This is a genomic window from Prosthecobacter sp. (assembly GCF_044226605.1).
Classification (GTDB): Bacteria; Verrucomicrobiota; Verrucomicrobiia; order Verrucomicrobiales; family Verrucomicrobiaceae; genus Prosthecobacter.
The window spans coordinates 407,236-429,528 of record NZ_JBGAGS010000004.1 but is presented as its reverse complement, the minus strand read 5'-3'; the positions used below and the strand labels follow the sequence as shown (position 1 = coordinate 429,528).

Genomic DNA, 22,293 nt, shown 5'->3' with positions numbered 1-22,293 from the left:
GCTTCGGGGGGAGCGGTTGCCTGGCCTCAGCGCAGGCGTCGTGCTCTTCAGGATAAGGAAGATTGGCTGGAAAGTGGTGAGGTGGTCGCGGAGCGTTGAGGGACCAGGATGGTCCCTCAACGCTGCGCAGGGGACGGCGTTCTCATCTCGGGGGCCGCAGAATTCGACTCTAAGACAGACCCGTGCTCAATAGACGGGGTAGCAAATCAAATCCATTGCACTCCCGGCCTTGATGTCTTGATTGGATTAATCAAAAGGATGAAGTACTCGCTTTCGCTTATACCTCGTTGTGTTTCCACATGTGTCGTTGCGCTGCTGCTGATAATGACAATGACGATGAGTTCTGCCTTGGGGGAAGGGCTTTCTCAGTTTGTGGAGGGGCTGGCGCAGAAGGCGGACGGGTGGAAGAACACGCCGCTGCCGGGCGAGTGGAAGCCGCTGGCCGGGCCTGCGGGGCCTTCGCGCAAAGAAGCTGGCGGAGCGGCTGAGGCGGTGTTTGGCACGCCCGTGCAGCGGATGGTGGCCACGGAAGATGGCGGCAAACTCACGCGGCTGGATGTGCTTTTCATGGAACGTGCTGCGGGCGCAGCCGCCGATGAAGCCTATTTGCAGTCCATGCGTCAGGCGGCGTCTAAAACATCGGCGGGGTTGCAGGCCAAAATGGGCAAGCCCGGGCAACTCGTGAAGCCTGCCGCCGGTGCCGCTCCTGGCACGGTGGTGCAGGAGTGGGCCGGTGCGGCTGCCACCATCCGCCTCACCCTGGAGCCCGGCGCTCGCCTGTATGTCTCCATGATTCCCCTTCAGGCTGCCGGGACCGCCAAAGCCTCACCCACGGCACCTGCCACAGCGGCCAAGGGCAAGCCGGTGCTGCTGAAATCACGGCTCGAAGAAAAGCCCAACGGCGATGTGATGATCACCGGCCTGCCAGAGCTTCAGCCAATGGATGACGAGTCCAATCACGCTCTGCGGGTGGGCGAATGCCTGGCCGGATACTACGGCTGGACCATGGATGTGCGTGCCGTGGCGACCGCCAACGGCTGGACGGCGAACGCCACCCTGGACAACACCTTTGAGGTGCTGGAGGCTTTGTCAAAAGCCGCCAAAGTCGAATGGACCCAGCAAGACATCTCGGATCTGCGAAAGAAGGATCAGCCGCTTGATATGATGGAGGCGAGGCGCTGGATCGACAAAGGGCGGCCCATTGTTTACCGGCACATGTATTCCGAAATCCGAGAGGCCTTCCTGTTTGAATTTGCCAAGCAGTACGAGCAAAACCCCCAGCTCGAACTCCCCAGCCCCAAGGACCCTGTCGAAAAAAGCAAGTGGCTGCACTATGACGAGAAAGACGATTTCTACGGCAGCACGGCGGTGATCATCGGCTACAACAAAAAGCGCGGAGAGTTCCTCCTGAAATACCCCGGTTATGCAGCGGGGAGCCAGATTATCCGCATGCGGGAGGAGGAGCTTAACACCTCCTTGCTGCGTGTTTATTACGTGCCGCCGAGTTAGTCCCCATGAACACGCCACAGTTCATTTCGCACTCGCGTTTCAGCTTTGCCCTCCTGCGGTGGTCACCTCTGGTTGCTTTGGTGGTGCTGCCGTTCACTTTTTCGGATGGGGCGCTTCAGCCCAAGGCATTTGCCACGGCATTTCTCGTTGCCATTGCCTGGTTGATTTCGCTGCTGCGCTTCTGGAGGTCACGCAATCTTTTTTGGGTGGCGGCGGGCTGGATGGCGCTGTTCTTCGGCTCCAAATGGAGTGGTGTCAATCGTGCCGACGTTTCGATGTCAGCATTCTCCCAGTGGCTCTGCGTTGTGATCATTTTCGCGGGTGCTCCGCTGCTTCTTTTTCGCCTGCGGCTGCTCCGCTGGGCGGGACTTCTGGTCTAACAGATTATACCACGATTTGTGGAAAACGAGTCTGTGTTTGTTCCGGCTGAAGGCCGTCTGTCGCGAGATCGAACTCAGGCCCCATGAGATCTCGGGCGTGGCTGAGGAACTGCGGTGCCGCTAGAGTGACTCATGGCTGGGAGCGCCGGTTTTTAACCGGCTCCGGGTGCCGCTGCGCATGCAGTGAGCATCGCCGTTCTCATCCCAGCCTCATTTCTTTGCCATGCCTCAAGGCCGCCCGACCGGAGCCGGTTAAAAACCGGCGCTCCCAGTACGGATTTTGCTCTGCGCCTCAGGATGCCTTCCTCAACCAAACAGCTCGGTGAGCGGCCGGCCTTTGTCCACGACGGTGAAAGGGCGCTTGCTGGGGCTGTAAAGGACCTGGTCAAGCGGGATGCCGAGGGCGTAGGCGATGGTGGCGTTGAAGTCGGGGATGGTCACCGGATTGTTGATGGGCTCGGTGCCGGTGGCATCGGTGGCGCCATAGACCTGACCGCCGCGGATGCCGCCGCCCGCCATGAGGCAGGTGAAAGCTTTGGCGTGGTGATCGCGGCCGTCATTAGCATTGATCTCGGGCGTGCGGCCAAAGTCGGTGGAGAGAACGACGAGGGTTTCTTCCAACAGGCCGTGGGCTTCCAGATCCTGGAGGAGCGTGCTGAGGGCGGAGTCGAGTTCATCGCACAGCTCGGGCACGCGGGTGAAGTTGGCATTGTGGGTGTCCCAGCTGCCGAAGGAGACTTCCACAAAGCGCACGCCGTGCTCGACGAGGCGGCGGGCGAGGAGGCAGCCCTGGCCGAAGCGGTCGGTGCCGTATTTGTTGCGCAGGGCCTGCGGCTCGGCGTCGAGGTCGAAGGCGGCGAGTTCTTCGCTCTTCATCATCTTCAGCGCGTCATCGTACATGTCCGAGTAGGCGCGCACGTTTTTGACGTTGTAGGTCTCGGCAAATTTGCGGTCGAGCTGCCTGGCCACATCGAGGCGGCTGTTGAAGCGCTCTTCGGTGAACCACTGGTTGGTCTTCACGTTGTTGATGCCGCTCTCGGGGTCATTGATCATGAGCGGGGCGAAGCGGCTCTCAAAGAAGCCCGCGCCGGGATGGCGGCTGTCATTGCCAATCATGACGCTGCCAGGGAGCGTTGGGTTGCCACGGTCCTGAAACTTCTGCAGCCACGCGCCCATGGAGGGATGGCGGATGCTGCTGCGCATGGTGTAGCTGGTGTGCTGGTAGTAGTTTGCCTGCTCATGCGCGCCCTGCGTGGTCATCATGCTGCGGATGACGGCGAGCTTGTCCATCTGGCGGGCCAGCAGCGGGATGCTGTCGGAGACGCGGATGCCGTCCACATTCGTCTTGATGACCTTCGTCAGGCCCATGACGTCCGCCTTTTCGGGCTTGGGGTCAAAGGTGTCCAGGTGGCTCATGCCGCCGTTCATGTACAAGTAGATGACGTTGCGTGCGGTGGCGGCCTGCTTCAGCGGAGACGCGCCTGCTCCGGGGGCGGCGAGAATGCGGGAGCCCAGGTGCGAGGCGGTGCTCACGCCCAGAAAGGTCTTGGCAGCGCCCGAGACAAAGGCGCGGCGGCTGAGATCGTTGCGGAGGGGATTCATAAAGGGGGATTTGGGGGGATGTGGCCGTAAACGCAGCGGCGTGAGGGACTTATCACAGAATTTCAGCACAGCGGGAGGAAGGGGGAGAACGGGGCGGCAAAGGCGAAGGCGGGAAGGGGGGCGACTCGCAGGGGCGACTTGGAGTGATGGAGCGGTGAGTCTACGAAATGGAACTCTGTGCCTGTTGGCTTGGATGCTGTCGTGAAAATGGATGCCTTGTTTAACCACAGAGCACACAGAGAAGCACAGAGGTTAGAGGGAGAGATGAGATGAATGGATTTGCTGCCGCCTGCAGATCGAGAACTTTATGGCGTCGAAGTTCTAAAATCCTGCGCCGCCTCCAGCATCGGGCCGCCTCAACTGTCAGACATGAAAATGAGCTGCAGGAAGCTCAGGCAGCATGCAACGACCACGAAATAGATGAACTGCCCCCAATGCCATCGTTTGTTGATGACAAGTGCCAGGGCCACCGTGAGAGCCAGCGCTAAAGTCCCAATCACCGCCAAGGCCACGGATTCCTCAGAATAGTTGGCCCATGCCACCAGCCGATAGGAGATGAAATGAAGCCCCGCTAGAAAACCCATGCCGATCAGCAGTTCGATGAACTGCGCGGTACGCGGGTCGGCGTGCTGGGTTGTTTTCGGTGGAGTGAGCATGCAGCGTCCTTGATTCCTACTCCCGTTTGGGAGGGCCGCTTTTGGAGAAAAGGTCCACGGCACTCAGTTCGCGCGTCAGCACGGCCAGATCGGCCACGCTGTAGGCATGCACCCAGGCGTGGACTTTCCAGTAGTCTCCCATGTCAAACACGGTTGCTTGGGAGAGGGAGCCATCGGGGCGGTGCTTGCGGTGCCAGGTGACCTTGTGAGTGCCAAGGCGGCCTGCATGCTTTTCGTCGCCCTCAGCCGCCTTGAACGAAGGATGCCCGCCGAGGTAAAAGCCGACCTCTCCCTGAAACGGTGGCGTGGGGAAGCCGTGGTAAACATTGAAATCCGGCCCGGCCACCTTCGTCCATCTCAGCGCTTTGCTGGCACCAGGCCCCAGGAGGTTTGCCTGCTCCTCTTTGGAGGGCTTGTTGGCCGTGCTGGAGCATGAGGCGAGCATGGCCGCTGCGAGGAGCATGAGGAGGCGTGTGAGTGTGCGAGTGAATGGGTGCATGGATGGCTGGGGGGGCGGGTGGTTATGGGAAGACTCACTTTGTCTCGTTGATGTGTTGGGGCGGGGCGTATTGCTTGAAAAGAGGCTGATACTCGGCGTCGTTGCGCCGACCGTAGATCACATTCAAAATGCAGAAAATGATGATCACCACAGATGCGATACGATAAGTCCAGCCGGGCACGAACAAACCGGCCAAAAGCAGGAACCCTGGCAGGGTGATCAATGGCTCGCTCTCTGAGAAAGGACTTCCGGCAGGAGTGGATCGGATCGTAAGGAAGAAAAACCAGACAACGACAGTCCAAAACACGAAACGGTGCAGCAGCCTGAGGGGACGAGGAAACGAAAAGGCGCAGGCCTGCGGAGCACTCATGGGGGGAAGGTGGGACTGCCTGCCTGACTGATTCATTTCGTCTCTGGAGCGGCGGCGGCAGGGAGGGTGAAGCCGAGTGCGTCTGCGCGCTTCTTCATTTCGAGGAGGTAAGTTTCCGGCTTCACCTTCGCGAGCACCGTGGCGAGCCACAGGCCCTGATCGGCTGGCAGGGTTTTGTCGGCATAGATCGCTTCGCAATGCTCCAGCACCCGGGGATGAGTGGTGCAGTTGCTTTGGAGCGACCACATGGCCGACTGAAACGTGGCGTCCAGATAGGCGGTCTCTTTGTCCTTGTCGGTCTTCTCAGATGTCTTGAAGCGCTCGAGGGCGCCGGCATGTTTGGCAAGGCTCAAGGCGGTCACGATGCGATGGATCGGCGCGGCATCGCCCGTGGCCATGAAGTAGCCCCAGAGCATGTCGAGGGCGCTGGGATTGTTGACCTCCATTTCCAGGATGTTCGGAGCCCTCTTTTTCAAAAAGACCTCCTGCTTCTCCTTCTGGAACACCTCACGTGCTTCATCGGTGTCGGAATACCAGGCAGCTGCGAGGAGGATCTGGCGCTGCTCCTTTGCCAGATCGCTGAACTCCTCCAGCCATCCTGCGATGCGCGTTGGGTTGGCGGCCATGACGCGGCTGAGAAAGGCCACCAGCGGCGGCTGTGAATTTTCATTTTTCAGCACGCCCTGATCCACCAGTGCGCGCACTTCCTCGGAGAAGGCGTCGGGCGTGGGAGCCTTGTAATAGGTGGTCAGCCAGTCCTCCCTGGCCTCCGCCGCGAAGCTGGAGTGAGTTCCCCAAAAGACGAGAAGCAGGAGCAGGAGTGATTTCATGGTTTTAGCCAGGCAGAGGAGGAGAGCGGATCGGATCGTAGCCGTTCTGCCCGGCGTGTCATTCAGGAAGATGCGTGGTGCAGCAGGGTGACAGAGCTAGAGCAATCGACTAGCTGAGGGCCTTGGCTTTGGAACGCTCACACAAAAGCCTCCTTTAAAGCAATGCGGGCGATGATTGTTTGCGCTGGCAAGAGGGATGGTCGTTTTTGCCGAAGCGAGGCGGGGAGGCAGAGGGCGGAGATTGGGTGAGGCCGGAAATGAAGGTAGAAAGATTAGGGGTAGAAAAATTTCAGATTCGGATGTGAATCTACCTGCGGGAATGCTTATGGGGTTGGCTGGTCACTTCCGCTTTGCTCCACACCCATCGTCTCCAAATCAGGGGACCAGGAGGGTCCCCCTCCTGCCGGACGCTTTCGCGCATGCGCAGCGCTCGGGCAGGAGTGGGATCATCTTGATCCCATACGCCTCCGTCACACCCACATCGCAAGCCTGCGCTACACCTCCAGCTCCAGCGCTTCCACTTCCGCATACCGTCCGCACAGCGTCTGGATCTCCTCGGGCTCCATGACCATGAAGGCGGTGGACAGGGCGTCAGAGAGAGCCGCTGTGGGCGCGAGGGCATAAGTGCGGCGTTTTTTGATAGGCACGGGAGCAAACAGGCGCGGGTTCATGATGTGCGCGCCTTTCACCGCAAAGCCGGAACCGCTTACGGCGCGGTTTTTCAGCTGCGTCCGCGTCTCTCCGCCCCCCAAGGTGATGGACCAGGCGTCTTTGCCAGAAGGGGCGCCGATCGCGAGGATGGTGCTGTCTCCGGCGTTGAGGACGAAGTTGTTGATCTTCCAGTCCTGCAGCATGTCGGAGGCTTGATCCAGCGCATAGCCTTTGCCCATGGCTCCGAGATCAAAAATCATGCCGCTGGCATGCACTGTTACGCGCATGGTGTCTTCATCCAGATCAAAGCGCTGGCTGCCGATGATCTGCCGCGCCTCTTCCAGCACCTCCTTGCTGACCTGACGCGGCTCGCCTGAGGAGGTGACAAACAAGTTCATCATCGGGCCGATGGTGATGTCAAAGGCGCCCTGGGTCTCCGCATGCATGGCCTTGGCAAGGGACAGGCAGTCCCAGGCGGCCATGCCCACAAGAATGCTCTCGCCTGCCTTCAGCTGGCCCAGGCGGTAGATGTCGCTGCTGGCGCGGAATCGGCTCAGTTCGTCCTCGAGACGGGCGATCTCCTGAAACACGGCCTGCGCGGCCTGTGAGGCATAGGTTTCATCCGCATCGGCGTGATTGATGAGCACGTCAAAGGTGGTGGCCATCGCATGGCAGGTGAAGCGATGGTGCTGGTGGGCTGGCTCGCTCACGGCAGGGAGTTTTTTCGCTGCTTCTCCTGATCCATGCGCAGCGTGTAGCGGTCATGCAGGGTACGTTCGATCCATACGTTCAGCATCACTCCGGGACGCAGTCCGAAGAGGTCCTGCTGCACATATTCCTTGCCGTTGAACTTGGCCTCGAGCGCGGCTTTCATCTCGGGCTCGGCAATGATGACGCGCGCATCCAGCGTCTCGGGAATGGTGTTGGTGTAGTGCACGCTTTTGATGTCGCGCCAGTACCAGGGCAGCGGCCAGCCGGCATCGCGGTTCACCACGAGTACGTTGAAGGCGTCATCTGGAGCGGTTTTTTGCAGCTCACGCACCAGCGGCAGCAGTCGCAGGAGATTGCTGGAAGTGTGGGAGTACACATACGGATTGCGCGAGTCCGCCGCATAGGCGTGGATGGCCAGGCTGGTCTGCGCCACGAGCTGATACAGGCCGAGGCCAAAGAGGACTCTGAAAACCATCCTGCCCAGTCCGCTCTTCAGCGCCCCTGAAATGGCCGCTGCACCCACACCGGCCAGCAGCGTCAGCGTGTGCTGGGCGCTGAGAATGCACCACGGGGTCTTGTAGGCAAGGAAGGAGTAAATGCCAAACAACGCCAGCGTGTACACCGAAAGAAATACCAGGAATGCCTGCCGCGCGGGCTGCTTCATGTGGTTTCCCAGAAACGCATACAGCATGCCCACAATGCCCAGGCCGCCGATCATCGCCTCGCTCCACACCAGGCTTTCCTTTCGGTAGAAGATCAGGGTCAGGTAGTAGTGCCAGGGCTTTTCGTGGCCGCTGCCTCCGGAACGCTCAAAGTAGTTCAGGTAGGTCAGCGCGCTGTCTTTCACCGCCTGCCAGTCCTTGAAACCCTCCGAGTAGATGGCGATGCTGGTCGCCACGGCCGCTACGACGACCCACAGCCAGGGCATGGATGCCCGACCTTTGCTCGCCGCCGTGTCATAGCCGCTCCGGCGTGGTGCGAAGTCGCCGACCAAAACCTTGGTGACCCCATAGCCAAGCAGTCCCGCGACGACGTTGATGGCAAAGGTTTCCTTGGTGGCATGCTGCAGGCCCAGGGAGATGCCTGCCACCACCAGCCACCATCGCCCGCCGCCCTGGGAGTAATGCCAGAGCGCCGCGATGCAGAGAGTGATCCACAGCACCAGCGGCACCTCCATGATGAAGTAGCGCGAGTAATACACCATCATCGGAGAGATGGACATGAGCAGCATGGCGAAGCCCGTGCCGAGCCGTCCCAGGGCATTTCTCAGCAGCAGGGTGGAAAGGAGGAGCAGCAGGCTGCAGATCACCGGCACCGTGCGCAGTTGCGCCTCCGTCCACTTCGAGGAATCTCCCCAGCCCGCCAGCCTGGCCCAGAGCAGGGTGAGGCGGTGCATGACCGGACCGTGATAGTCTTTCGGGTCGTAGTGGAAATGTCCGGTGGCTTGAAATTCGGCTGACTTCATCGCCAATATCGCCTCGTCGGTGTGCATCGGGCGGTCGCCAAGGGTGGGGAAGCGATAATAGGCGCCGATGGCTAGAGAAACGATGGCAAAAATGGCCAGTCCGATCAAGCTGAGAGAGTTTTTCTGAGGGGGAGGCATGGGGAAGGGACGAAGTCAGAATGACTTGCTTGCTTGATTCACAGCCGCTCGCGGCGTTCGACGAACAGAATGCCCTGGCGGTTTCGCCGGAAATAGAATTTCTCACGGGCGGGTGCCAGGGTTTCACTCCCACCGTGCTCGATCAGCACGGAGGCGTTTTGCGGATGCACGGTCATTTCCTCAAACCGCAGCACCGGCGTTCCGCGGGTGCGGAAAAAGCAGTGCAGCGGCACGTGCGGATGCGCGGCATTCCAAAGCCAGCGCGCAGGGGTGAACTGCTCTTCATCCATCAGCGCGCAGAGGATTTCCCGCATGACGACCTCCCCATGCCTGCGGGACCACTTCCAGGCCTCGCGCCGGTTCATGAGCTCGTTGAATTTGGCCACGAGCGGGTTGGCGTGCGCCTGCTCCATTTCCTGGATCAGTTCTCCCGCATGCACCGCCATGGCGGTGCGAAACTCTTCACGGCTGATTCGGCCGCTGTCCAGCCAGCGGAACAGCTGCTGCGGCGTGGGGACTGGGTCGAGGGAAAGCATGGCGTTTCCACCCATTTTGACGCGTTCGCAGCCCTGCGCAAATGGTCCCTGCGGGCGCGTCGCGCGGATATAGCGCGGAGCCGGAGCCAAGCGGAGACAGCCGAAGGCAATTCCGTTTCCGCGGCGGGGGCGACTCGGTATCGGAATACTGAGCCACATCAGCTCATGCTGCACGCCAGCAGCACATCATCGTTCGGTGCGAGAAATCCGGACCAACCCTTCGTCTCTATTCGTTAGCCTTTGCTTCTGCCTTTGGTTCCTCCGCTTTCGGAGCCTGCGAGGTGGGAGTTACCGGCAGGGGGTTCGCTACGGGCGGCGCGCTCGATGGAGGGGGCGGTGCAGGTGCAGGTGCAGGTGCAGGTGCAGGTGCAGGTGCAGGCGGCGCGCTCGGTGCGGGAGTCGTCGGCGGTGTGCTCGGGGCCGTTTGAAACTCCGCGTTGGTCTTTGTCTCCATCTTCGGCAGCTCCACTGTCGGTGCCTGTGGGAGTGGCGGCGCAGAATCAGGCTCCGGCACCGGCGCAGGCGAAAATTTCCGTCCTTGCGGGGGGAGCGGCACAGGCAGTGCACCCGGCTGGAGCTGGATCTGCGTGTTGATCTTCATGTCCGACGGGGGCAGTTCCAGTTTCACGGTTTCCGCGTTCGGCTTGGGTGTGAACTCAAACGCGCCCGACGGCTTTTGCTTTTGCTCTTCCTTCTCTTCGTCCTCGGCATTTTTCGTGTTCATCGGGATGTCCAGGATGCGCAGCAGATTGTGGTAGCGGTCCGTCCACAGGCGCACGTCATGCTTCAGCTCCACTTCGGTGCCCAGCAGCTCGGGCGGCGTGGCTTTGAGGAAGGTCTCATTGCGAGTCACCAGGATGTAGTCTGTCGAATCCTGGTCGCCTTCAGGGTAGGTGGCAATCCGCGTGGTTTTGAACTTCGTCTCAGCGGCGATTTTTTCGATCACCGGCGCCAGCACCAGGTAGCTGTTGGTGATGTGAACGGCGATGATGCCGTCCGGCTTCATGTGGCGGTCATAGATCTCAAAGGCCTCCTTCGTCAGCAGATGCACCGGCACCGAGTCGCCGCTGAAGGCGTCCAGCAGCAGCACATCAAACTGCTGCGAAGGCTCGCGCTCCAGAGCCAGCCGTGCATCGGAGACCACGATCTCCACCTTGGCCCCGCGGCGCTTGGCGTCTTCAATGTAGGTGAAGTATTTCTGCGCGATGCGCACCACATCGGGATTGATGTCGTAAAAGCGGATTGTCTGGCCGCTTTTGGCGTAGCAGGACACGGTGCCCGCGCCCATGCCGACGATGCCGATGCGCCCGCTTTTGCTGTGTTTGAGGCTGTCCAGCGCCTTGCCGATGCCTGTGTCGTGGCCGTAGTAGCTGGTGGGCTCCTCCTTCATGCCAAACTCCAGATTCTGCATGCCGTGGATGATTCCGCCATTGGTCAGCTCCCGGGAGATGGGTGTGAATTCGGAGTTAAGCTCCTCGCTCACGGAGAGCATGCCGTAGAAGTTGCGCATGCGCTCCAGCTTCTTCTCGTGTTTGAAGCCCATATCTCCCATCATCAGCAGCACAAAGGTGAAGAGGATGCCCAGCATGGTCACGGAGAACAGCGCGGGCCGCATGAAGCCCTTGACCATGCTGCGGACGATGAGCACCACGAAGCAGAGGCCGATGACGCCCAGCGCGCCGTAGATCATCCACGGGGAGGGGATCAGATCGGCGTTCACGTGCATCATCTCGGGATCCGGGTTCAGCATCGCGGGATCCAGGTGCAGCTTCTTCCTCAGCTCCTCCTGCGTGAGCAGGCCGTTTTCCACCAGCACATACGCCACTCCGCTGGTCATGGCGGTGATGACCAGCATCAGCAGCCATTCCCACACCGAGCGCATCTTCAGCACCGTCCGTAGCAGGATGAGGCAGGCAAGCGCAGCCACCGCGATGAGGCTGATCGGCCATTCCGCAAAGGTGGTGAAGACATGCGGCGCACCCAGGCTCACAAACAGCCCGCCCAGCGCCCCGCCAAAGGACATGAGCAGGTAAAACTCCGTCAGCCGCCGTGGTGCCGGCTTGAGCCGTGTGAGCTCGCCATGGCACAGCATGCAGGCCAGGAACATCGCGCCAAAGCTCCAGCCCAGCTCCCAGACAAAATTGGGGGTCAGATCAATGGTGGTCAGGTTCAGGTCCAGATGCGTGATTTTGTTCAGGTCTGCCTGCACATGGTTGTGCATCCAGTTTTCAAAGCGCGTCCAGAAAGGCTGCTTCTGCATGAGGTTCTCCGTGCAGGTGATGAAGAGTACAGGCAGCGCGATCAGCGCCCACAGCGCGCTGATGCGCGCATACCAGCGCTCGTGCTCAAAGCAGATGATAAACGTCAGCAGATACAGGCTCAGCGGCACGACCCACAGAAAAGGGATCACCGCCACATCCTGGCAGACGTGATTCGTTGCCGCGAGCAGCACGCTGCTGGCCAGCGCAGGCAGCAGCACCCACAGAATGCGCCGCCCCCACCCCGGGTGCTCCGCCGCTTGATTTGCCTTCATTTTCAGGGCCACCTCCGCCGCTGAGGCTGGCGATGGCTCTGCGGATGCCGCCGCTCCGTTTTCCGCAGCCGGATCTGCCGCCACAGGTGCAGGCGCATTCAGTTCGGCATCTGCCTTCGTCTCACTTTCCAGCGCATGCGAGCGGTCCATCCAGATGCCGGCGAGAGACAGCACCACAAAGGCCCCAAAGCCCACCGCCCACAGCGTCGTCTGCTCCAGCACATCCCAGTGCACTTCAAAGAAAAGCGGATAGCTCAGCAGCGCCACCAGGGAGCCGATGTTGGAAAGCGCATACAGCCGCCAGGGATTGGCGCCGCCCGTGGTTCGCGTAAACCACACCTGCACCAGCGGACTCGTGCTGGAGAGCACAAAGTAAGGCAGACCCACGCTCACCAGCAGCAGCAGCAGGATGCGCAGCGCCGGATCCTCAGCCCCCGTCGGCTTCCACATCTCGCTCGGCGCGATCGGCAGCATCGCGATCGCCGCGCCCAGCAGCACGCCGTGCACGATGCCCTGCCAGCGCCTTGGCAGCAGCGTCAGCGTGTGCGCATACGCATAGCCTGCAAACAGCACCACCTGGAAAAACAGCATGCATGTCGTCCACACCCCCGGGCTGCCGCCAAACCATGGCAGGATGAATTTGCTGATGATCGGCTGCACCTGAAACAGCAGGAAGGCGCTCAGCAGGCTCAGTGCCGCGAGGATGAGACCGGGTACGACACGGGAAGGAGTGGATGACATGGGAGAGTGCGTGGAGGCTGGCATAGGAGCCAGATTGTGGGAAGATAAAAGTAAGGACATTGTGCGGAGCCGCTGGCAATCCCCGTCCGCCGCGACATACATGCCGCATGCCTCCTCCCCCACGCCGCCCCTTCCGTCCCCGCCCCTCGCCCCCACGTGAGCAGGACAGCCGCGAGCAGGGCGAGCGCGAGGACGGCCAGCGCGAAAGCAGTCACCGCGATCAAAACGAGCGCCAGCAAGGCAATCGCCAGCAATATGGCAAACGCGCCCACGGTGCCCGCCCGCAGGGAAATCGCGAGCAGCAGACCATGCGCCCCCAGCAGGGCGCTCGTGCGCAGCACAGCCCCCGCCAGCAGGCCGGGCGCGAGCACGGCACATCCTGGGAAAAATCCGCCGACTGGTACGACCGCATCATCGGCGAGCGCGGCTCCGAGTTGTATCAGGCCGTCGTCATTCCCGGCGCTCTAAAATTGCTCGCGCCAAAACGAGGCGAACGCGTGCTCGATCTCGGCTGCGGCCAGGGAGTTTTCTCCCGCGCCCTCGCGCAGGCGGGCTGCCAGGTCACCGGTGTGGATGCAGCACCCACGCTCATTCAGAAAGCCCGCACCTATCCTGTGAAGCCCCCCGTGCGCTACCTCGCCCGCGATGCCGCGCAGATCGAAGACCTCGGCGAATTCGATGCCGCCTCCGCCATCCTCTGCGTGCAAAACATGGAGCACCTCGATGTCGTCGCCGCTGCCGCCGCCAAAGTGCTCAAGCCCGGCGGCCGCATGCTCTGGGTGGTCAATCACCCCGCCTTCCGCATCCCCCGCCAGTCCGCCTGGGGGCACGATGAAGACCGCAAGATCCAGTTCCGCCGCACGGATGCGTACAGCAGCACGCTCAGCATCCCCATCGTCATGCACCCCGGCCAGGCCGAGAGCGAGAGCACCATCTCCTTCCACCGCAGCCTCCAAACCCTCACCGCTACCGGCTTCACCGCCGGCCTCCGTCTTGCAGGCATCGAAGAATGGTACTCCCACAAAGAAAGCCAGCCGGGTCCGAGGGCACGTGCGGAGAACCGCGCCCGCAAAGAATTCCCCCTCTTCCTCGCGCTGCTGTGGGAGAAGCGGTGAGCACTGGCCGCGTTGATATTTTGACGATCAAGAACCAACCCGCACACCGACCTCATGTCCTCCCGACCTTTGGCCAATCCGACACTCGTGCCGCTCCGTTGGATGCTCGGCCTTGTCCTCTCTCTCACGTGCGCAGCCCAAGCCGCCGAGTGGAAGTTTGCCTTCGGCTCCAGCAAGCCGCCGCCCGGTTTCACGCAGGTCACTCCGCAGACGCTCTATGACGCAAAGCTCGGCCACGGCTTTCTTCCCAGCACCCCCGCATTTGCCGGCAAGACCATCGTGTTCGCGGTCGATGTCGAAGAAGGAAACTACGACGTGACCATGCGCTTCGGGGATCCCACCAGCGCCACCTCCACCACCATCAAGGCCGAATCCCGCCGCCTCATGCTGGAAAAAGTGGAGACAAAGCCGGGCCAGTACGAGACGCGCTCCTTCACCGTCAACGTCCGCAAACCCGCTATCTCCACCGGCGGCACCACCAGCCTCGGCGATCGCGAGGAAGGCCCGCCTGCCGTGGCCGACTGGGACGAGCACCTCACCTTTGAGTTCAACGGCCAGCATCCCGGCGTCGCCTCCATCGGCATCACGCCCGCCAAAGATCCGCTCACCATTTTCCTCGCCGGAGATTCCACGGTGACCGATCAGGCGAAGGAACCCTATGCCGGCTGGGGCCAGATGCTGCCGCGCTTTTTTCAGCCAGGCGTGGCCGTTTCAAATCAGGCCTGCTCCGGCCTCGCGCTCTTCTCCTTCCGGAGCCAGAAGCGGCTCGAAAAAGTCCTGAGCATGATGAAGAAGGGCGACTACCTTTTCATTCAGTTCGGGCACAACGATCAGAAAACCAAGAACCGCAACGCCGGGCCCTTCACCACCTACAAAGCCGACCTCAAGCAGTTCATCGAAGCCGCCCGCAGCAAAGGCGGCATCCCCGTCCTCGTCACTCCCATGGAGCGTCGCCGCTGGAATGGCAGCAAACTCGAACCCACGCTGACCGACTACGCCGAAGCCGTGCGCCAGACCGGCGCCGAGAACCAGGTGCCGGTGATCGATCTCAATGCGATGAGCCTGAAACTCTACGCTGCTCTCGGCCCCGACGCCTCTGCCAAAGCCTTCGTGCACTACCCCGCGAACACCTTTCCCGGCCAGGACAAAGCGCTCAAAGACAACACCCATCATAACGCCTACGGCGGTTACGAGCTCGCCCGCTGCATCGTCGAAGGCCTCAAGACCAGCGTGCCCGCCCTCGCCGCCCACCTCGCCAAAGACGCCGGAACCTTCGATCCCACCCACCCCGACGCCCCCGAAAAAGTCGCCATCCCCCCCAGCCCCCTCACCGGCCCCACCGAAAAGCCTGCGGGGAATTAGCCGCCGGCGTGAGTGGCGGATCGGTTTTTTGGGGAGATGTCATTCGTGTCTGAGATCTTTTCAGGCAGGCGCCGAGATGTCGTTAAGCTGTGTATCACAGCTGCGCGTCAGGGCTGGGAGCGCCGGCATCCTGCCGGCTCTGGCTGAAGCTCCGCAGCAGTATGGACTGCCGAATGGATCGACACTCTCGTTACCTGCCGATGCTGTAAGGACGCACCCCGGAGCCGGCAGGATGCCAGCGCTACCAGCACAGAACATCCCGGCGACGCAACAGCACGCCGCAGGCAACGAAGCTGCAGCCGCTTCTCTTCCATTCCAACTCTGACCCTCACTTCTTCCCCACCGCCGGATGCGCCACCAGCGCACCCACAGCCGCCTTCAGCTTCTCCTGCGCCGTCGCATCCTCAGGCAGCGCTTTCTCCCCACATGCAGAGTAGAGATGATCCCAGATCGCATTCATCTCCGTTTGAAAAGCACCCGAGTCAGCGGTGATGGCCACCACCATGTCCTTCTCGGGGATCACCAGGCAGAGCTGCCCTGCACGGCCATCGCCGCGGAAGGCGTTGTGCGTGCAGCGCCAGAACTGGAAGCCGTAGCCCTGCGTCCAGTCGATGCCGATTTTCGAGTGGCTGGCTTTCTCATTCGGCACCTGCTTGCTCGTCGCCTCCGCCACCCAGGACTCAGGCAGCAGTTGCTTGCCATTCCACCTGCCCTTTTGCAGATACAACTGCCCAAACTTCGCGATGTCTTCCGTGCAGAGATACAGCCCGTACCCGCCCAGTGAGTTGCCCTCGGGGCTGGCATCCCATTTGGCATTCTCGATGCCCAGCGGCGCAAACAAACGCGACTGCAAATACTCCAGCGAAGTCTGCCCCGTCGTCTTCGTCACAATGGCGGAGAGCATGTAGCTGCCCGGCGTGTTGTATTGGAAATGCGTGCCCGGTTGGTGCGGCACCGGGTGCGCCAGGAACTCCTTCACCGTCGGCGCATTGTTTACAATTTTGACCTCTGTGTCGTGCCCGCAGCTCATCGTCAGCAGATCGCGCACCTTCATAGCCTTGAGATTGGCCGAAGGCTCCGCCGGAGCTTCAGTGGGGAAGAATTTCAGAACTGGATCATCCAGCCCCAGCTTGCCCTCCGCTATCGCCATGCCCACTGCGGTCGAGTTGAAGCTCTTGCTCAGCGACCACAGCACATGCGCCTTGTCCGCCGCCTCCGGCTTCCACCACCCCTCCGCGATCACGTGACCATGCCGCACGATCATGAAGCTGTGCAGCGTGTTGATCTTGTCCACCGCCTCCACAAAGGCGTTCACGCTCTTCGTCGAAACACCCTGCTCCTCCGGCGTGCTCCTCGGCAGTCCCTCCGCAGGCAGGCCGGAAAGAGGGCTGATCCAAACGAGGGCGGTCAATGCCGGAATGAGCAGGTGGTATTTCATGGTGGGGCAGTGTAAACGCAGCCTGCGCCAGATCTTGCAAATCCCGCCTCCGCAAACAGCCAGTCATGCACTCACTCACTCCTTTCCCCAGCTCGGACTGTAGGAGGTCGTCGTGCCTGTGTTAAACGTGATCGGGCGCTGCTGCGTGCCATCGCTTTTCATGATCCAGATGTCCATCGCGTTCCTGCCTTCCGGCGTGCGGGTAAAGGCTATCCACTGGCCGTCCGGAGACCAGGCTGGCTCGGAGTCGCGAGTCTTTGCCTTGCTGATGTTCTTCTTCTCTGAGCCGTCGCTCTTCATGGTGAAGATGTCGCCATATTTCATGTAGGCGATGAACTTCCCGTCCGGGGACCACGAGGCATTGTGGCCGTAGGAGCCTTCGGTGAGATTGGTCAGGTGGCTGCCGTCGGCGTCCATCACATAGAGGTCGCGGTGGCCGCCCGCCTCCCCTCCGCCCGGTGGCTCATTGCGCGTGGTCTCAAACAGCAGCCGCCTGCCATCCGGAGACCAACGCGGAGTCCAGTTGAAGCCGGGGCCGTCGGTCACCTGCTTGAGGTCCGTGCCATCGAGAGCCGCCGTCATGATCTGCGATCCTGACTCCCCGCCCTGCACAAAGGCGATCCTTTTTCCATCAGGAGACAGGGCAGGGGAATCCGCCTCATCATTCCTGGGCAGCAGCCGCGTGTTGGTATGCAGCGTCAGATCGTAAAGGTGAATGCCCTTCGCCTCTGGATCATTGGCGCTGTAGAGGATGCTCCTCCCGCCGTCCACAAACTCCAGATCCCGCGTTTGATGCGCCAGCGTCATGGTCCGGACATTGCCAGCCATCAAAAAGATGTTTCCTGACCGTCCGAAGTTCTCGCTCGTCACATAAGCAATTTTTCCCACCGGTAGCGCTACATCCGCCGCCGCCGCCGCTTTTTCCTGCCCCCGGAGCGGACCGCCCGTGCAAACCATGACAGCCAAGGCAAAGAGAAGCAGAAGGAAGGCTTTCATGCAGCGGAGTTTAACAACGCCGCCCCGCATGAAGCAATGCTAATCAAGCTCGTGGCTGTGAATGCCGAGGGCATAAAACTCGACCTGGCATTGCCTTCTGAAGTCCAGCTCACCGCCGACCTCAATCGCGAAGTCATCGCGGCATCCAAAGTAGTTCATCATGGTGTGGTTAGCGATTGCGGAACTCACATCACTCTCACATACCTCCGTCCCGGCAGCGCCCGGATCAGCCGCTTCATCTCCAGTCGCACCAGCGTGGCTGACACGGTTGACTGCGTGAGGCCGGAAGCAGTGACGATTTCGTTGATGTGGGTTTCGTCCGTGCTGATGGCGTTGTATAGAATGCCTTCTTCCAATGTAAGCGCGATCGCCGGGGTAAACTCTTGCACGCGTGGCGCCTTGGGTGCCGTGGGGAAGAGGGTCATCAAATCGTCGAGCACATCGGCACCATCCATGATGAGTTTGGCTCCCTGCTGAATCAGACGATTGCATCCTGCGGAAGTCGGTTTGTCGATCGGGCCCGGCACGGCGTACACTGTCCGCCCTTGCTCGGTAGCCTGCTGCGCGGTGATCAGCGAGCCGCTTCGAAGCGGACACTCCACCACGATCAAGCCGCAGCTCCATCCTGCCACGATGCGGTTGCGATACGGAAACGTTTGTTTGTCGGCGGGCCGGTCCACCGGATATTCGCTCACCACCGCGCCGTTTTTTGCGATGCGCTCTGCCAGCGCCATGTTCTCCGGCGGATAAAGCCTGCCCATGCCGGAGCCGATCACTGCAATGGTACGCCCGCTGGCGGCCAGCGCCGCTTCGTGGGCCGCAGTATCAATCCCGCGTGCCAGGCCGCTGACGATGGCATAGCCCGCATACGCGATCTGAAAGCTGAGCTTCTTCGTGGCTCCCAAACCGTAGTGCGTGGCATGGCGGCTGCCCACCACTCCCAGCGCGTTGTGGTCCCGCTTCGTCAGCTCGCCCCACACCGTGAGCACCAGCGGCGGATTGTGAATGTCGCGGAGCAGGGGTGGGTAGAGTTCATCCTCCTGGGTGATCAGCGTCAGATCCCGCTCCTTGATTTTCCGCAGTTCTCCGTCCAGATCGATCTGCGATTCCCAGGCGGAAATCCCCTCCGCCTGCACCAGGCCAAAGCCTTCGATCTGGAGAATTTCAGACGCCTTCGCACTCAGCACGCGCTCCGGAGTACCGAAGTGCTGCAGCAGTTTGCGTACACGCACAGGGCCCACCTGCGGGAGCAGGTTTAGCGCCAGCCAAGCCTCGGTGCGGGTCATTGCACGCTTGGGCTCAGGCGATGCTGGCGGCGGTTTCTCCGTTCTTGGCGGCAGCAGCCGCGGATTCGGGCAGGGCCACGTTGTTCTGGGCCGAGCCAGAGCCGATCAGCTTGCGGAAGATCTTCTGCGGGATGGACTGCCCGCGCTCCTCGTTTTCCAGTTGTCCCAGTGCGGTGGACTTGGCCATTTCCCAGGCCGGCGCAAAGCCCGGCGCGGTGATGATCATCTGCTTTTCCGCTCGGGCCAGGATTTCAAGCTCGCGCTGCATCTTGTTGTCCGGGCGCTCGTTCAGGCGGGCGATCTGCATGCGCAGGTTTTCATTTTCCTGCTTCAGCGCAGCGCGCTCCTTGTTGATGTCCTGGCTCTGCTTGGAGTCCAGGTCCAGCTTGTCGCTCAGCATGCCTTTGTAGCGCTTGAGTTCGCGCTTGGTCTTCCAGTGGCCCCACAGGGACTGCACCAGGAAAATGCCGCAGAGCACGATGCCGTAGATAAAAGTGTTCTGAGGGGAGAGGAGGTCTTTGAACATAGGGATGGGAAATCTAATGCATGACCCGTCTTGTGCAACCAGCCAAAAGCGGTGCGGGGCAGGGCACAAATCCTACGGACCTGCGCGGCCCCATGGATGCATCTCCATGCCTCTGCTGTGTCAGGACGCCACTTCGTTCCCACAGTTCGGGCAGGCCACCCAGCCTAGTGCATCCCCGCAGCCGCAGGTGTAGCAGTCCGACAAGACCCGCATGGGCTTCGCCGCGGGATCAAATTCACTCCTCGGGTGCGGGCTCACGTCGCAGATCTTCTGCCCAAGGGGGGCTTTTCCAGTAAATTTTCTGCCACAGGTTGCATTTGCAGATGGCGCTCACCTGTTTCCCCGAGGGGAGCACTAGCGTGACTTCGTAGAATGTGGCATACCTGTCTTCGCCAAACGGAATCCAGCGGATCTTGATGAGTTGTGCCTTAAACTTCGTCAACTCTGCCCGAATGGCCGATTTGTGCCCCCTGATCGCCAGCCAATAACAGAAGATCGCGACGGCAATGATGAGAATCGCGACCCCGAACGGTGGGGTTTGGCGGGTGGTTATCGCGAAGATCATGCTGGCAAAAGGTGAGGCACGAAAACGCGGGTGTCGATTCCATTTTTTGCGCCGCATTCGCACCCGCGAGAGGACTGCTTCCCCGTCGAATGCTGAAGCGCATGCATGTCCGGTTGCATTCTGCGGCGGCTTCGGCCAGATACAGGCTGGATTCTGATTCGCGGTCATTCGTCTTCGTTCGCGTTGAAAAAGCTGGGGTTGAGACGAGGACATTGGGGGACGCTGAAGCGCCTGTGCTTTGTGCATCCACGGAAAGACTCGCATGATGTTCGCACGCTAGGCCAGGTGATTCGACTGATGGGTTGATTTGCCTTTCCCGCCGTTATAGCTTTGCGCACTACGGTCCCGCTCCACTCAGGGAAGACGGGTTGGTCTATGAAAAACGCATTTCAAAGGATTCTAACGTTGTGTGCTTTGTTGTTGTTCCAAAGCTGCGAAACGGCGCGTGTGTTTAAGATGGAAGCCGCAGGGGCTTCTCCCGGCACAAAAGAGGCCCCGCATGTTATCTCGCCAGAACTTCAATACCGCTCTCCTCCCGGCGAGGAACCGTATGTTCCTTCGCCTGACATTCGGAAACGCTTCGGCGCGGCAATGATGGAGTTTGAGTCAAAGTATGGGTTCATTATTGATCCAAAGACAAACGCTGGCAGGCATCCACCCCTTGATCGGGCAGCAGCAGCTTTGACCCTCGTTCTGCCTCGAAAAGGTCGGTCCGTGGAGCTATCGCACCTCAGAGGCTCGGGGCATAACATACGTTTGGTGAGAACCCCTCAGTTGTGTTATGCGTTGCTTTCAGATCTTTCGACTTCTGCGGAAAGGCCCTTTTTTCGTCATCTTGCCAATGATCTGGATGTCATCGTGGCCAGACACCTGCCGGAAGTGAAAATGAAAATACTATCCTACCGCTGGGTGTACTTGAACCTGCTGAATTGACCTGGGTGAATGAAGTGACTGTGTCCTGCGGCCTGACAGACATCAACGCTCCGCGCTATTCATCTCAGTGCCGCAGTTTGGGCATGCGTCCGCCCCTTTAGGGATGCCGAAGCCGCAACGCGTGCAGTCTGCCACGATACGGAGCCCACGCGTGTCCGGCAGCCCGGTTTCAGTCTCGGTTGTCCGTGTCGTGTTTTTGGACCAGGGGGCGTCCTTCCAAAAGACCCCATTGGTGAGGTCGCAGCTGCACTCGGTCGTCATGCGGCTTCCTGAGGGCAGGGATAGCGTGACTTCGTAAAACGAGGGGCCGCCTCGGCTGCCCGCGACGCTGGGAAGCCAGCGGATGTGGAGCGGCTTGGCGCCTTTTTTGCGGATCTCCGCACGGATCTCCGCCTTGTGGCAGCCGATGGCGAGCCACTTTAGAAAGACTATTACCGCCACAGTGAGCAAGACCTGCCAGCCTGAAAGTTGAGAAGAGTCGGCCAGCAAGTTCATGCCGGGCAGGCTAGGGGCATGGTCCCCGGATGTCGATTCCATTCGCCCCCCCCTGTTTCCATCCAGCCCTTGCGCATGTCCGGTTGCATCCGGCGGCGCTCTCGCCTAGATGCTGGGAGCTACCACCCATGCCCCACGCCCTTCTTCTCAAGTTTCCCGGAACCAACTGCGATGCCGAAACCGCCCGTGCCCTGGAGGCGGCTGGCTTTACCGCCGAGGTACTGCCTGTGGCTCTGCTGGAACCCTCCTCGCTCGACAAAGCGCAGATGATCGTCTTTTCTGGCGGCTTCAGCTACGGCGACTACGTGATGTCCGGCCGCATCGCCCAGCTCATCACCAAATCCAAGCTTGGCGACCAGCTCAAGACCTTCGTGGACAAAGGCGGCTACGCCCTGGGCATCTGCAACGGCTTTCAAATTCTCACCCAGCTTGATCTCCTGCCCAAAGGCAGCCTCATTCACAACACCAGCGGCCGCTTCATCTGCCGCTGGGTGGGCCTGAAAAAGACCAAGACCAAGGCCAGCCCCTACCTCAGCAAGCTGCCCGAAAACTTCGAACTGCCCGTCGCTCACGCCGAGGGCCGCCTCGTCACCGAGGGAGACGCCGCCGCTGGCTACGTGAAATCCGGCCACGCCGCTCTGCTGTACTCCACCAATGTGAACGGCTCCACCAGCGCCATCGCCGGTCTGCAGGACGACACCGGCCGCGTCTTTGGCCTCATGCCCCACCCTGAGCGCTTCATTTTCAAGAGCCAGCACTACGATCCCGATTGGAACGGAGACACCCAGTACGGCTGGGGCCACTACCTCTTCCAGTCCGCCCGCGAGGCCCTGAACTAGAGTAGAGAACAGCGGGCAGCGAAAAGCCACTCCGGCAGGAGAGGGATCATGCTGATCCCTCAACGCTCCGCCACACCCACCGCTCCCAAGTCGGGGAGGGGACCAAGATGGTCCCCA

Annotated in this window: 22 protein-coding genes; 6 read left to right on the top strand and 16 right to left on the bottom strand. The window is 60.8% G+C overall.

Annotated elements, in window-relative coordinates; genetic code table 11:
• Positions 1 to 336 precede the first annotated feature (336 nt).
• Both ACILSO_RS07800 and ACILSO_RS07795 read left to right on the top strand, forming a co-directional pair.
• Complete coding sequence (locus tag ACILSO_RS07800; protein ID WP_395736820.1) at positions 337 to 1,509, top strand: hypothetical protein; 1,173 nt, start codon at positions 337 to 339, stop codon at positions 1,507 to 1,509.
• Between the two features lie 83 nt (positions 1,510 to 1,592).
• The gene (locus ACILSO_RS07795) at positions 1,593 to 1,889 is read left to right on the top strand and encodes a hypothetical protein (RefSeq protein WP_395736819.1); all 297 of its coding nucleotides are present in this window, start codon (positions 1,593 to 1,595) and stop codon (positions 1,887 to 1,889) included.
• 306 nt (positions 1,890 to 2,195) lie between these two features.
• On the opposite strand, the gene ACILSO_RS07790 is transcribed toward ACILSO_RS07795, so the two are convergent.
• From ACILSO_RS07790 to ACILSO_RS07750, 9 genes are all read right to left on the bottom strand, one after another.
• Positions 2,196 to 3,491: a DUF1501 domain-containing protein gene (locus tag ACILSO_RS07790; RefSeq protein ID WP_395736818.1), complete on the bottom strand. Its 1,296-nt coding sequence runs from the start codon at positions 3,489 to 3,491 to the stop codon at positions 2,196 to 2,198.
• A gap of 356 nt (positions 3,492 to 3,847) precedes the next feature.
• On the bottom strand, positions 3,848 to 4,147 hold the full coding sequence (locus tag ACILSO_RS07785) for a hypothetical protein (protein ID WP_395736817.1): 300 nt from the start codon (positions 4,145 to 4,147) through the stop codon (positions 3,848 to 3,850).
• 16 nt (positions 4,148 to 4,163) lie between these two features.
• On the bottom strand, positions 4,164 to 4,646 hold the full coding sequence (locus ACILSO_RS07780; RefSeq protein WP_395736816.1) for a hypothetical protein: 483 nt from the start codon (positions 4,644 to 4,646) through the stop codon (positions 4,164 to 4,166).
• A 34-nt stretch (positions 4,647 to 4,680) separates the two neighbouring features.
• Positions 4,681 to 5,016, bottom strand: a complete 336-nt coding sequence (locus ACILSO_RS07775) for a hypothetical protein (protein WP_395736815.1) — start codon at positions 5,014 to 5,016, stop codon at positions 4,681 to 4,683.
• A gap of 32 nt (positions 5,017 to 5,048) precedes the next feature.
• Positions 5,049 to 5,846 (bottom strand): hypothetical protein, encoded by a 798-nt coding sequence (locus ACILSO_RS07770; protein WP_395736814.1) that lies wholly within the window; start codon positions 5,844 to 5,846, stop codon positions 5,049 to 5,051.
• 494 nt (positions 5,847 to 6,340) lie between these two features.
• Positions 6,341 to 7,207, bottom strand: a complete 867-nt coding sequence (locus tag ACILSO_RS07765) for an FAD:protein FMN transferase (RefSeq protein ID WP_395736813.1) — start codon at positions 7,205 to 7,207, stop codon at positions 6,341 to 6,343.
• Positions 7,204 to 8,811: a flippase activity-associated protein Agl23 gene (locus ACILSO_RS07760; RefSeq protein WP_395736812.1), complete on the bottom strand. Its 1,608-nt coding sequence runs from the start codon at positions 8,809 to 8,811 to the stop codon at positions 7,204 to 7,206. The genes ACILSO_RS07765 and ACILSO_RS07760 overlap by 4 nt, the downstream gene beginning before the upstream one ends.
• A 38-nt stretch (positions 8,812 to 8,849) precedes the next feature.
• A complete protein-coding gene (locus ACILSO_RS07755) occupies positions 8,850 to 9,347 on the bottom strand; it encodes a hypothetical protein (RefSeq protein WP_395736811.1) in 498 nt (165 codons plus the stop codon).
• 226 nt (positions 9,348 to 9,573) lie between these two features.
• The gene (locus ACILSO_RS07750; protein WP_395736810.1) at positions 9,574 to 12,621 is read right to left on the bottom strand and encodes a spermidine synthase; all 3,048 of its coding nucleotides are present in this window, start codon (positions 12,619 to 12,621) and stop codon (positions 9,574 to 9,576) included.
• 107 nt (positions 12,622 to 12,728) lie between these two features.
• On the opposite strand from ACILSO_RS07750, the gene ACILSO_RS07745 reads away from it, so the two are divergent.
• Positions 12,729 to 13,736 (top strand): methyltransferase domain-containing protein, encoded by a 1,008-nt coding sequence (locus ACILSO_RS07745; RefSeq protein ID WP_395736809.1) that lies wholly within the window; start codon positions 12,729 to 12,731, stop codon positions 13,734 to 13,736.
• A 54-nt stretch (positions 13,737 to 13,790) separates the two neighbouring features.
• Complete coding sequence (locus tag ACILSO_RS07740) at positions 13,791 to 15,098, top strand: rhamnogalacturonan acetylesterase (RefSeq protein ID WP_395736808.1); 1,308 nt, start codon at positions 13,791 to 13,793, stop codon at positions 15,096 to 15,098.
• A gap of 328 nt (positions 15,099 to 15,426) precedes the next feature.
• On the opposite strand, the gene ACILSO_RS07735 is transcribed toward ACILSO_RS07740, so the two are convergent.
• The 6 genes from ACILSO_RS07735 to ACILSO_RS07710 form a co-directional block, all read right to left on the bottom strand.
• Positions 15,427 to 16,536: a serine hydrolase domain-containing protein gene (locus tag ACILSO_RS07735; protein ID WP_395736807.1), complete on the bottom strand. Its 1,110-nt coding sequence runs from the start codon at positions 16,534 to 16,536 to the stop codon at positions 15,427 to 15,429.
• A gap of 75 nt (positions 16,537 to 16,611) precedes the next feature.
• The gene (locus tag ACILSO_RS07730) at positions 16,612 to 17,532 is read right to left on the bottom strand and encodes a hypothetical protein (protein ID WP_395736806.1); all 921 of its coding nucleotides are present in this window, start codon (positions 17,530 to 17,532) and stop codon (positions 16,612 to 16,614) included.
• Positions 17,533 to 17,571: 39 nt separating this feature from the next.
• Entirely contained in the window at positions 17,572 to 17,694 is a 123-nt protein-coding gene (locus tag ACILSO_RS07725) for a hypothetical protein (RefSeq protein WP_395736805.1), read from the bottom strand.
• Positions 17,695 to 17,717: 23 nt separating this feature from the next.
• Complete coding sequence (gene dprA, locus ACILSO_RS07720) at positions 17,718 to 18,818, bottom strand: DNA-processing protein DprA (RefSeq protein WP_395736804.1); 1,101 nt, start codon at positions 18,816 to 18,818, stop codon at positions 17,718 to 17,720.
• Positions 18,819 to 18,831: 13 nt separating this feature from the next.
• On the bottom strand, positions 18,832 to 19,344 hold the full coding sequence (locus tag ACILSO_RS07715; protein ID WP_395736803.1) for a hypothetical protein: 513 nt from the start codon (positions 19,342 to 19,344) through the stop codon (positions 18,832 to 18,834).
• Between the two features lie 235 nt (positions 19,345 to 19,579).
• Positions 19,580 to 20,077 (bottom strand): hypothetical protein, encoded by a 498-nt coding sequence (locus tag ACILSO_RS07710; protein ID WP_395736802.1) that lies wholly within the window; start codon positions 20,075 to 20,077, stop codon positions 19,580 to 19,582.
• 207 nt (positions 20,078 to 20,284) lie between these two features.
• Here ACILSO_RS07710 and ACILSO_RS07705 point away from each other — a divergent pair, with 207 nt between their 5' ends.
• Positions 20,285 to 20,842, top strand: coding sequence for a hypothetical protein (locus tag ACILSO_RS07705; protein WP_395736801.1), 558 nt, complete (start codon positions 20,285 to 20,287; stop codon positions 20,840 to 20,842).
• A 42-nt stretch (positions 20,843 to 20,884) separates the two neighbouring features.
• Here ACILSO_RS07705 and ACILSO_RS07700 read toward each other — a convergent pair whose 3' ends face one another.
• On the bottom strand, positions 20,885 to 21,337 hold the full coding sequence (locus ACILSO_RS07700; protein WP_395736800.1) for a hypothetical protein: 453 nt from the start codon (positions 21,335 to 21,337) through the stop codon (positions 20,885 to 20,887).
• A gap of 128 nt (positions 21,338 to 21,465) precedes the next feature.
• On the opposite strand from ACILSO_RS07700, the gene purQ reads away from it, so the two are divergent.
• Positions 21,466 to 22,176 (top strand): phosphoribosylformylglycinamidine synthase I, encoded by a 711-nt coding sequence (purQ, locus tag ACILSO_RS07695; RefSeq protein WP_395736799.1) that lies wholly within the window; start codon positions 21,466 to 21,468, stop codon positions 22,174 to 22,176.
• Positions 22,177 to 22,293 lie beyond the last annotated feature (117 nt).

Coding starts and splice junctions, on each gene's coding strand:
- dprA (WP_395736804.1), bottom strand. CDS start 18,818: ATGACCCGCACCGAGGCTTGGCTGGCGCTAAACCTGCTCCCGCAGGTG.
- ACILSO_RS07760 (WP_395736812.1), bottom strand. CDS start 8,811: ATGCCTCCCCCTCAGAAAAACTCTCTCAGCTTGATCGGACTGGCCATT.
- ACILSO_RS07715 (WP_395736803.1), bottom strand. CDS start 19,344: ATGTTCAAAGACCTCCTCTCCCCTCAGAACACTTTTATCTACGGCATC.
- ACILSO_RS07785 (WP_395736817.1), bottom strand. CDS start 4,147: ATGCTCACTCCACCGAAAACAACCCAGCACGCCGACCCGCGTACCGCG.
- ACILSO_RS07770 (WP_395736814.1), bottom strand. CDS start 5,846: ATGAAATCACTCCTGCTCCTGCTTCTCGTCTTTTGGGGAACTCACTCC.
- ACILSO_RS07735 (WP_395736807.1), bottom strand. CDS start 16,536: ATGAAATACCACCTGCTCATTCCGGCATTGACCGCCCTCGTTTGGATC.
- ACILSO_RS07725 (WP_395736805.1), bottom strand. CDS start 17,694: ATGATGAACTACTTTGGATGCCGCGATGACTTCGCGATTGAGGTCGGC.
- ACILSO_RS07745 (WP_395736809.1), top strand. CDS start 12,729: ATGCCTCCTCCCCCACGCCGCCCCTTCCGTCCCCGCCCCTCGCCCCCA.
- ACILSO_RS07800 (WP_395736820.1), top strand. CDS start 337: ATGAGTTCTGCCTTGGGGGAAGGGCTTTCTCAGTTTGTGGAGGGGCTG.
- ACILSO_RS07775 (WP_395736815.1), bottom strand. CDS start 5,016: ATGAGTGCTCCGCAGGCCTGCGCCTTTTCGTTTCCTCGTCCCCTCAGG.
- ACILSO_RS07700 (WP_395736800.1), bottom strand. CDS start 21,337: ATGAACTTGCTGGCCGACTCTTCTCAACTTTCAGGCTGGCAGGTCTTG.
- purQ (WP_395736799.1), top strand. CDS start 21,466: ATGCCCCACGCCCTTCTTCTCAAGTTTCCCGGAACCAACTGCGATGCC.
- ACILSO_RS07705 (WP_395736801.1), top strand. CDS start 20,285: ATGAAAAACGCATTTCAAAGGATTCTAACGTTGTGTGCTTTGTTGTTG.
- ACILSO_RS07740 (WP_395736808.1), top strand. CDS start 13,791: ATGTCCTCCCGACCTTTGGCCAATCCGACACTCGTGCCGCTCCGTTGG.
- ACILSO_RS07710 (WP_395736802.1), bottom strand. CDS start 20,077: ATGACCGCGAATCAGAATCCAGCCTGTATCTGGCCGAAGCCGCCGCAG.
- ACILSO_RS07730 (WP_395736806.1), bottom strand. CDS start 17,532: ATGAAAGCCTTCCTTCTGCTTCTCTTTGCCTTGGCTGTCATGGTTTGC.
- ACILSO_RS07790 (WP_395736818.1), bottom strand. CDS start 3,491: ATGAATCCCCTCCGCAACGATCTCAGCCGCCGCGCCTTTGTCTCGGGC.
- ACILSO_RS07780 (WP_395736816.1), bottom strand. CDS start 4,646: ATGCACCCATTCACTCGCACACTCACACGCCTCCTCATGCTCCTCGCA.
- ACILSO_RS07755 (WP_395736811.1), bottom strand. CDS start 9,347: ATGCTTTCCCTCGACCCAGTCCCCACGCCGCAGCAGCTGTTCCGCTGG.
- ACILSO_RS07750 (WP_395736810.1), bottom strand. CDS start 12,621: ATGTCATCCACTCCTTCCCGTGTCGTACCCGGTCTCATCCTCGCGGCA.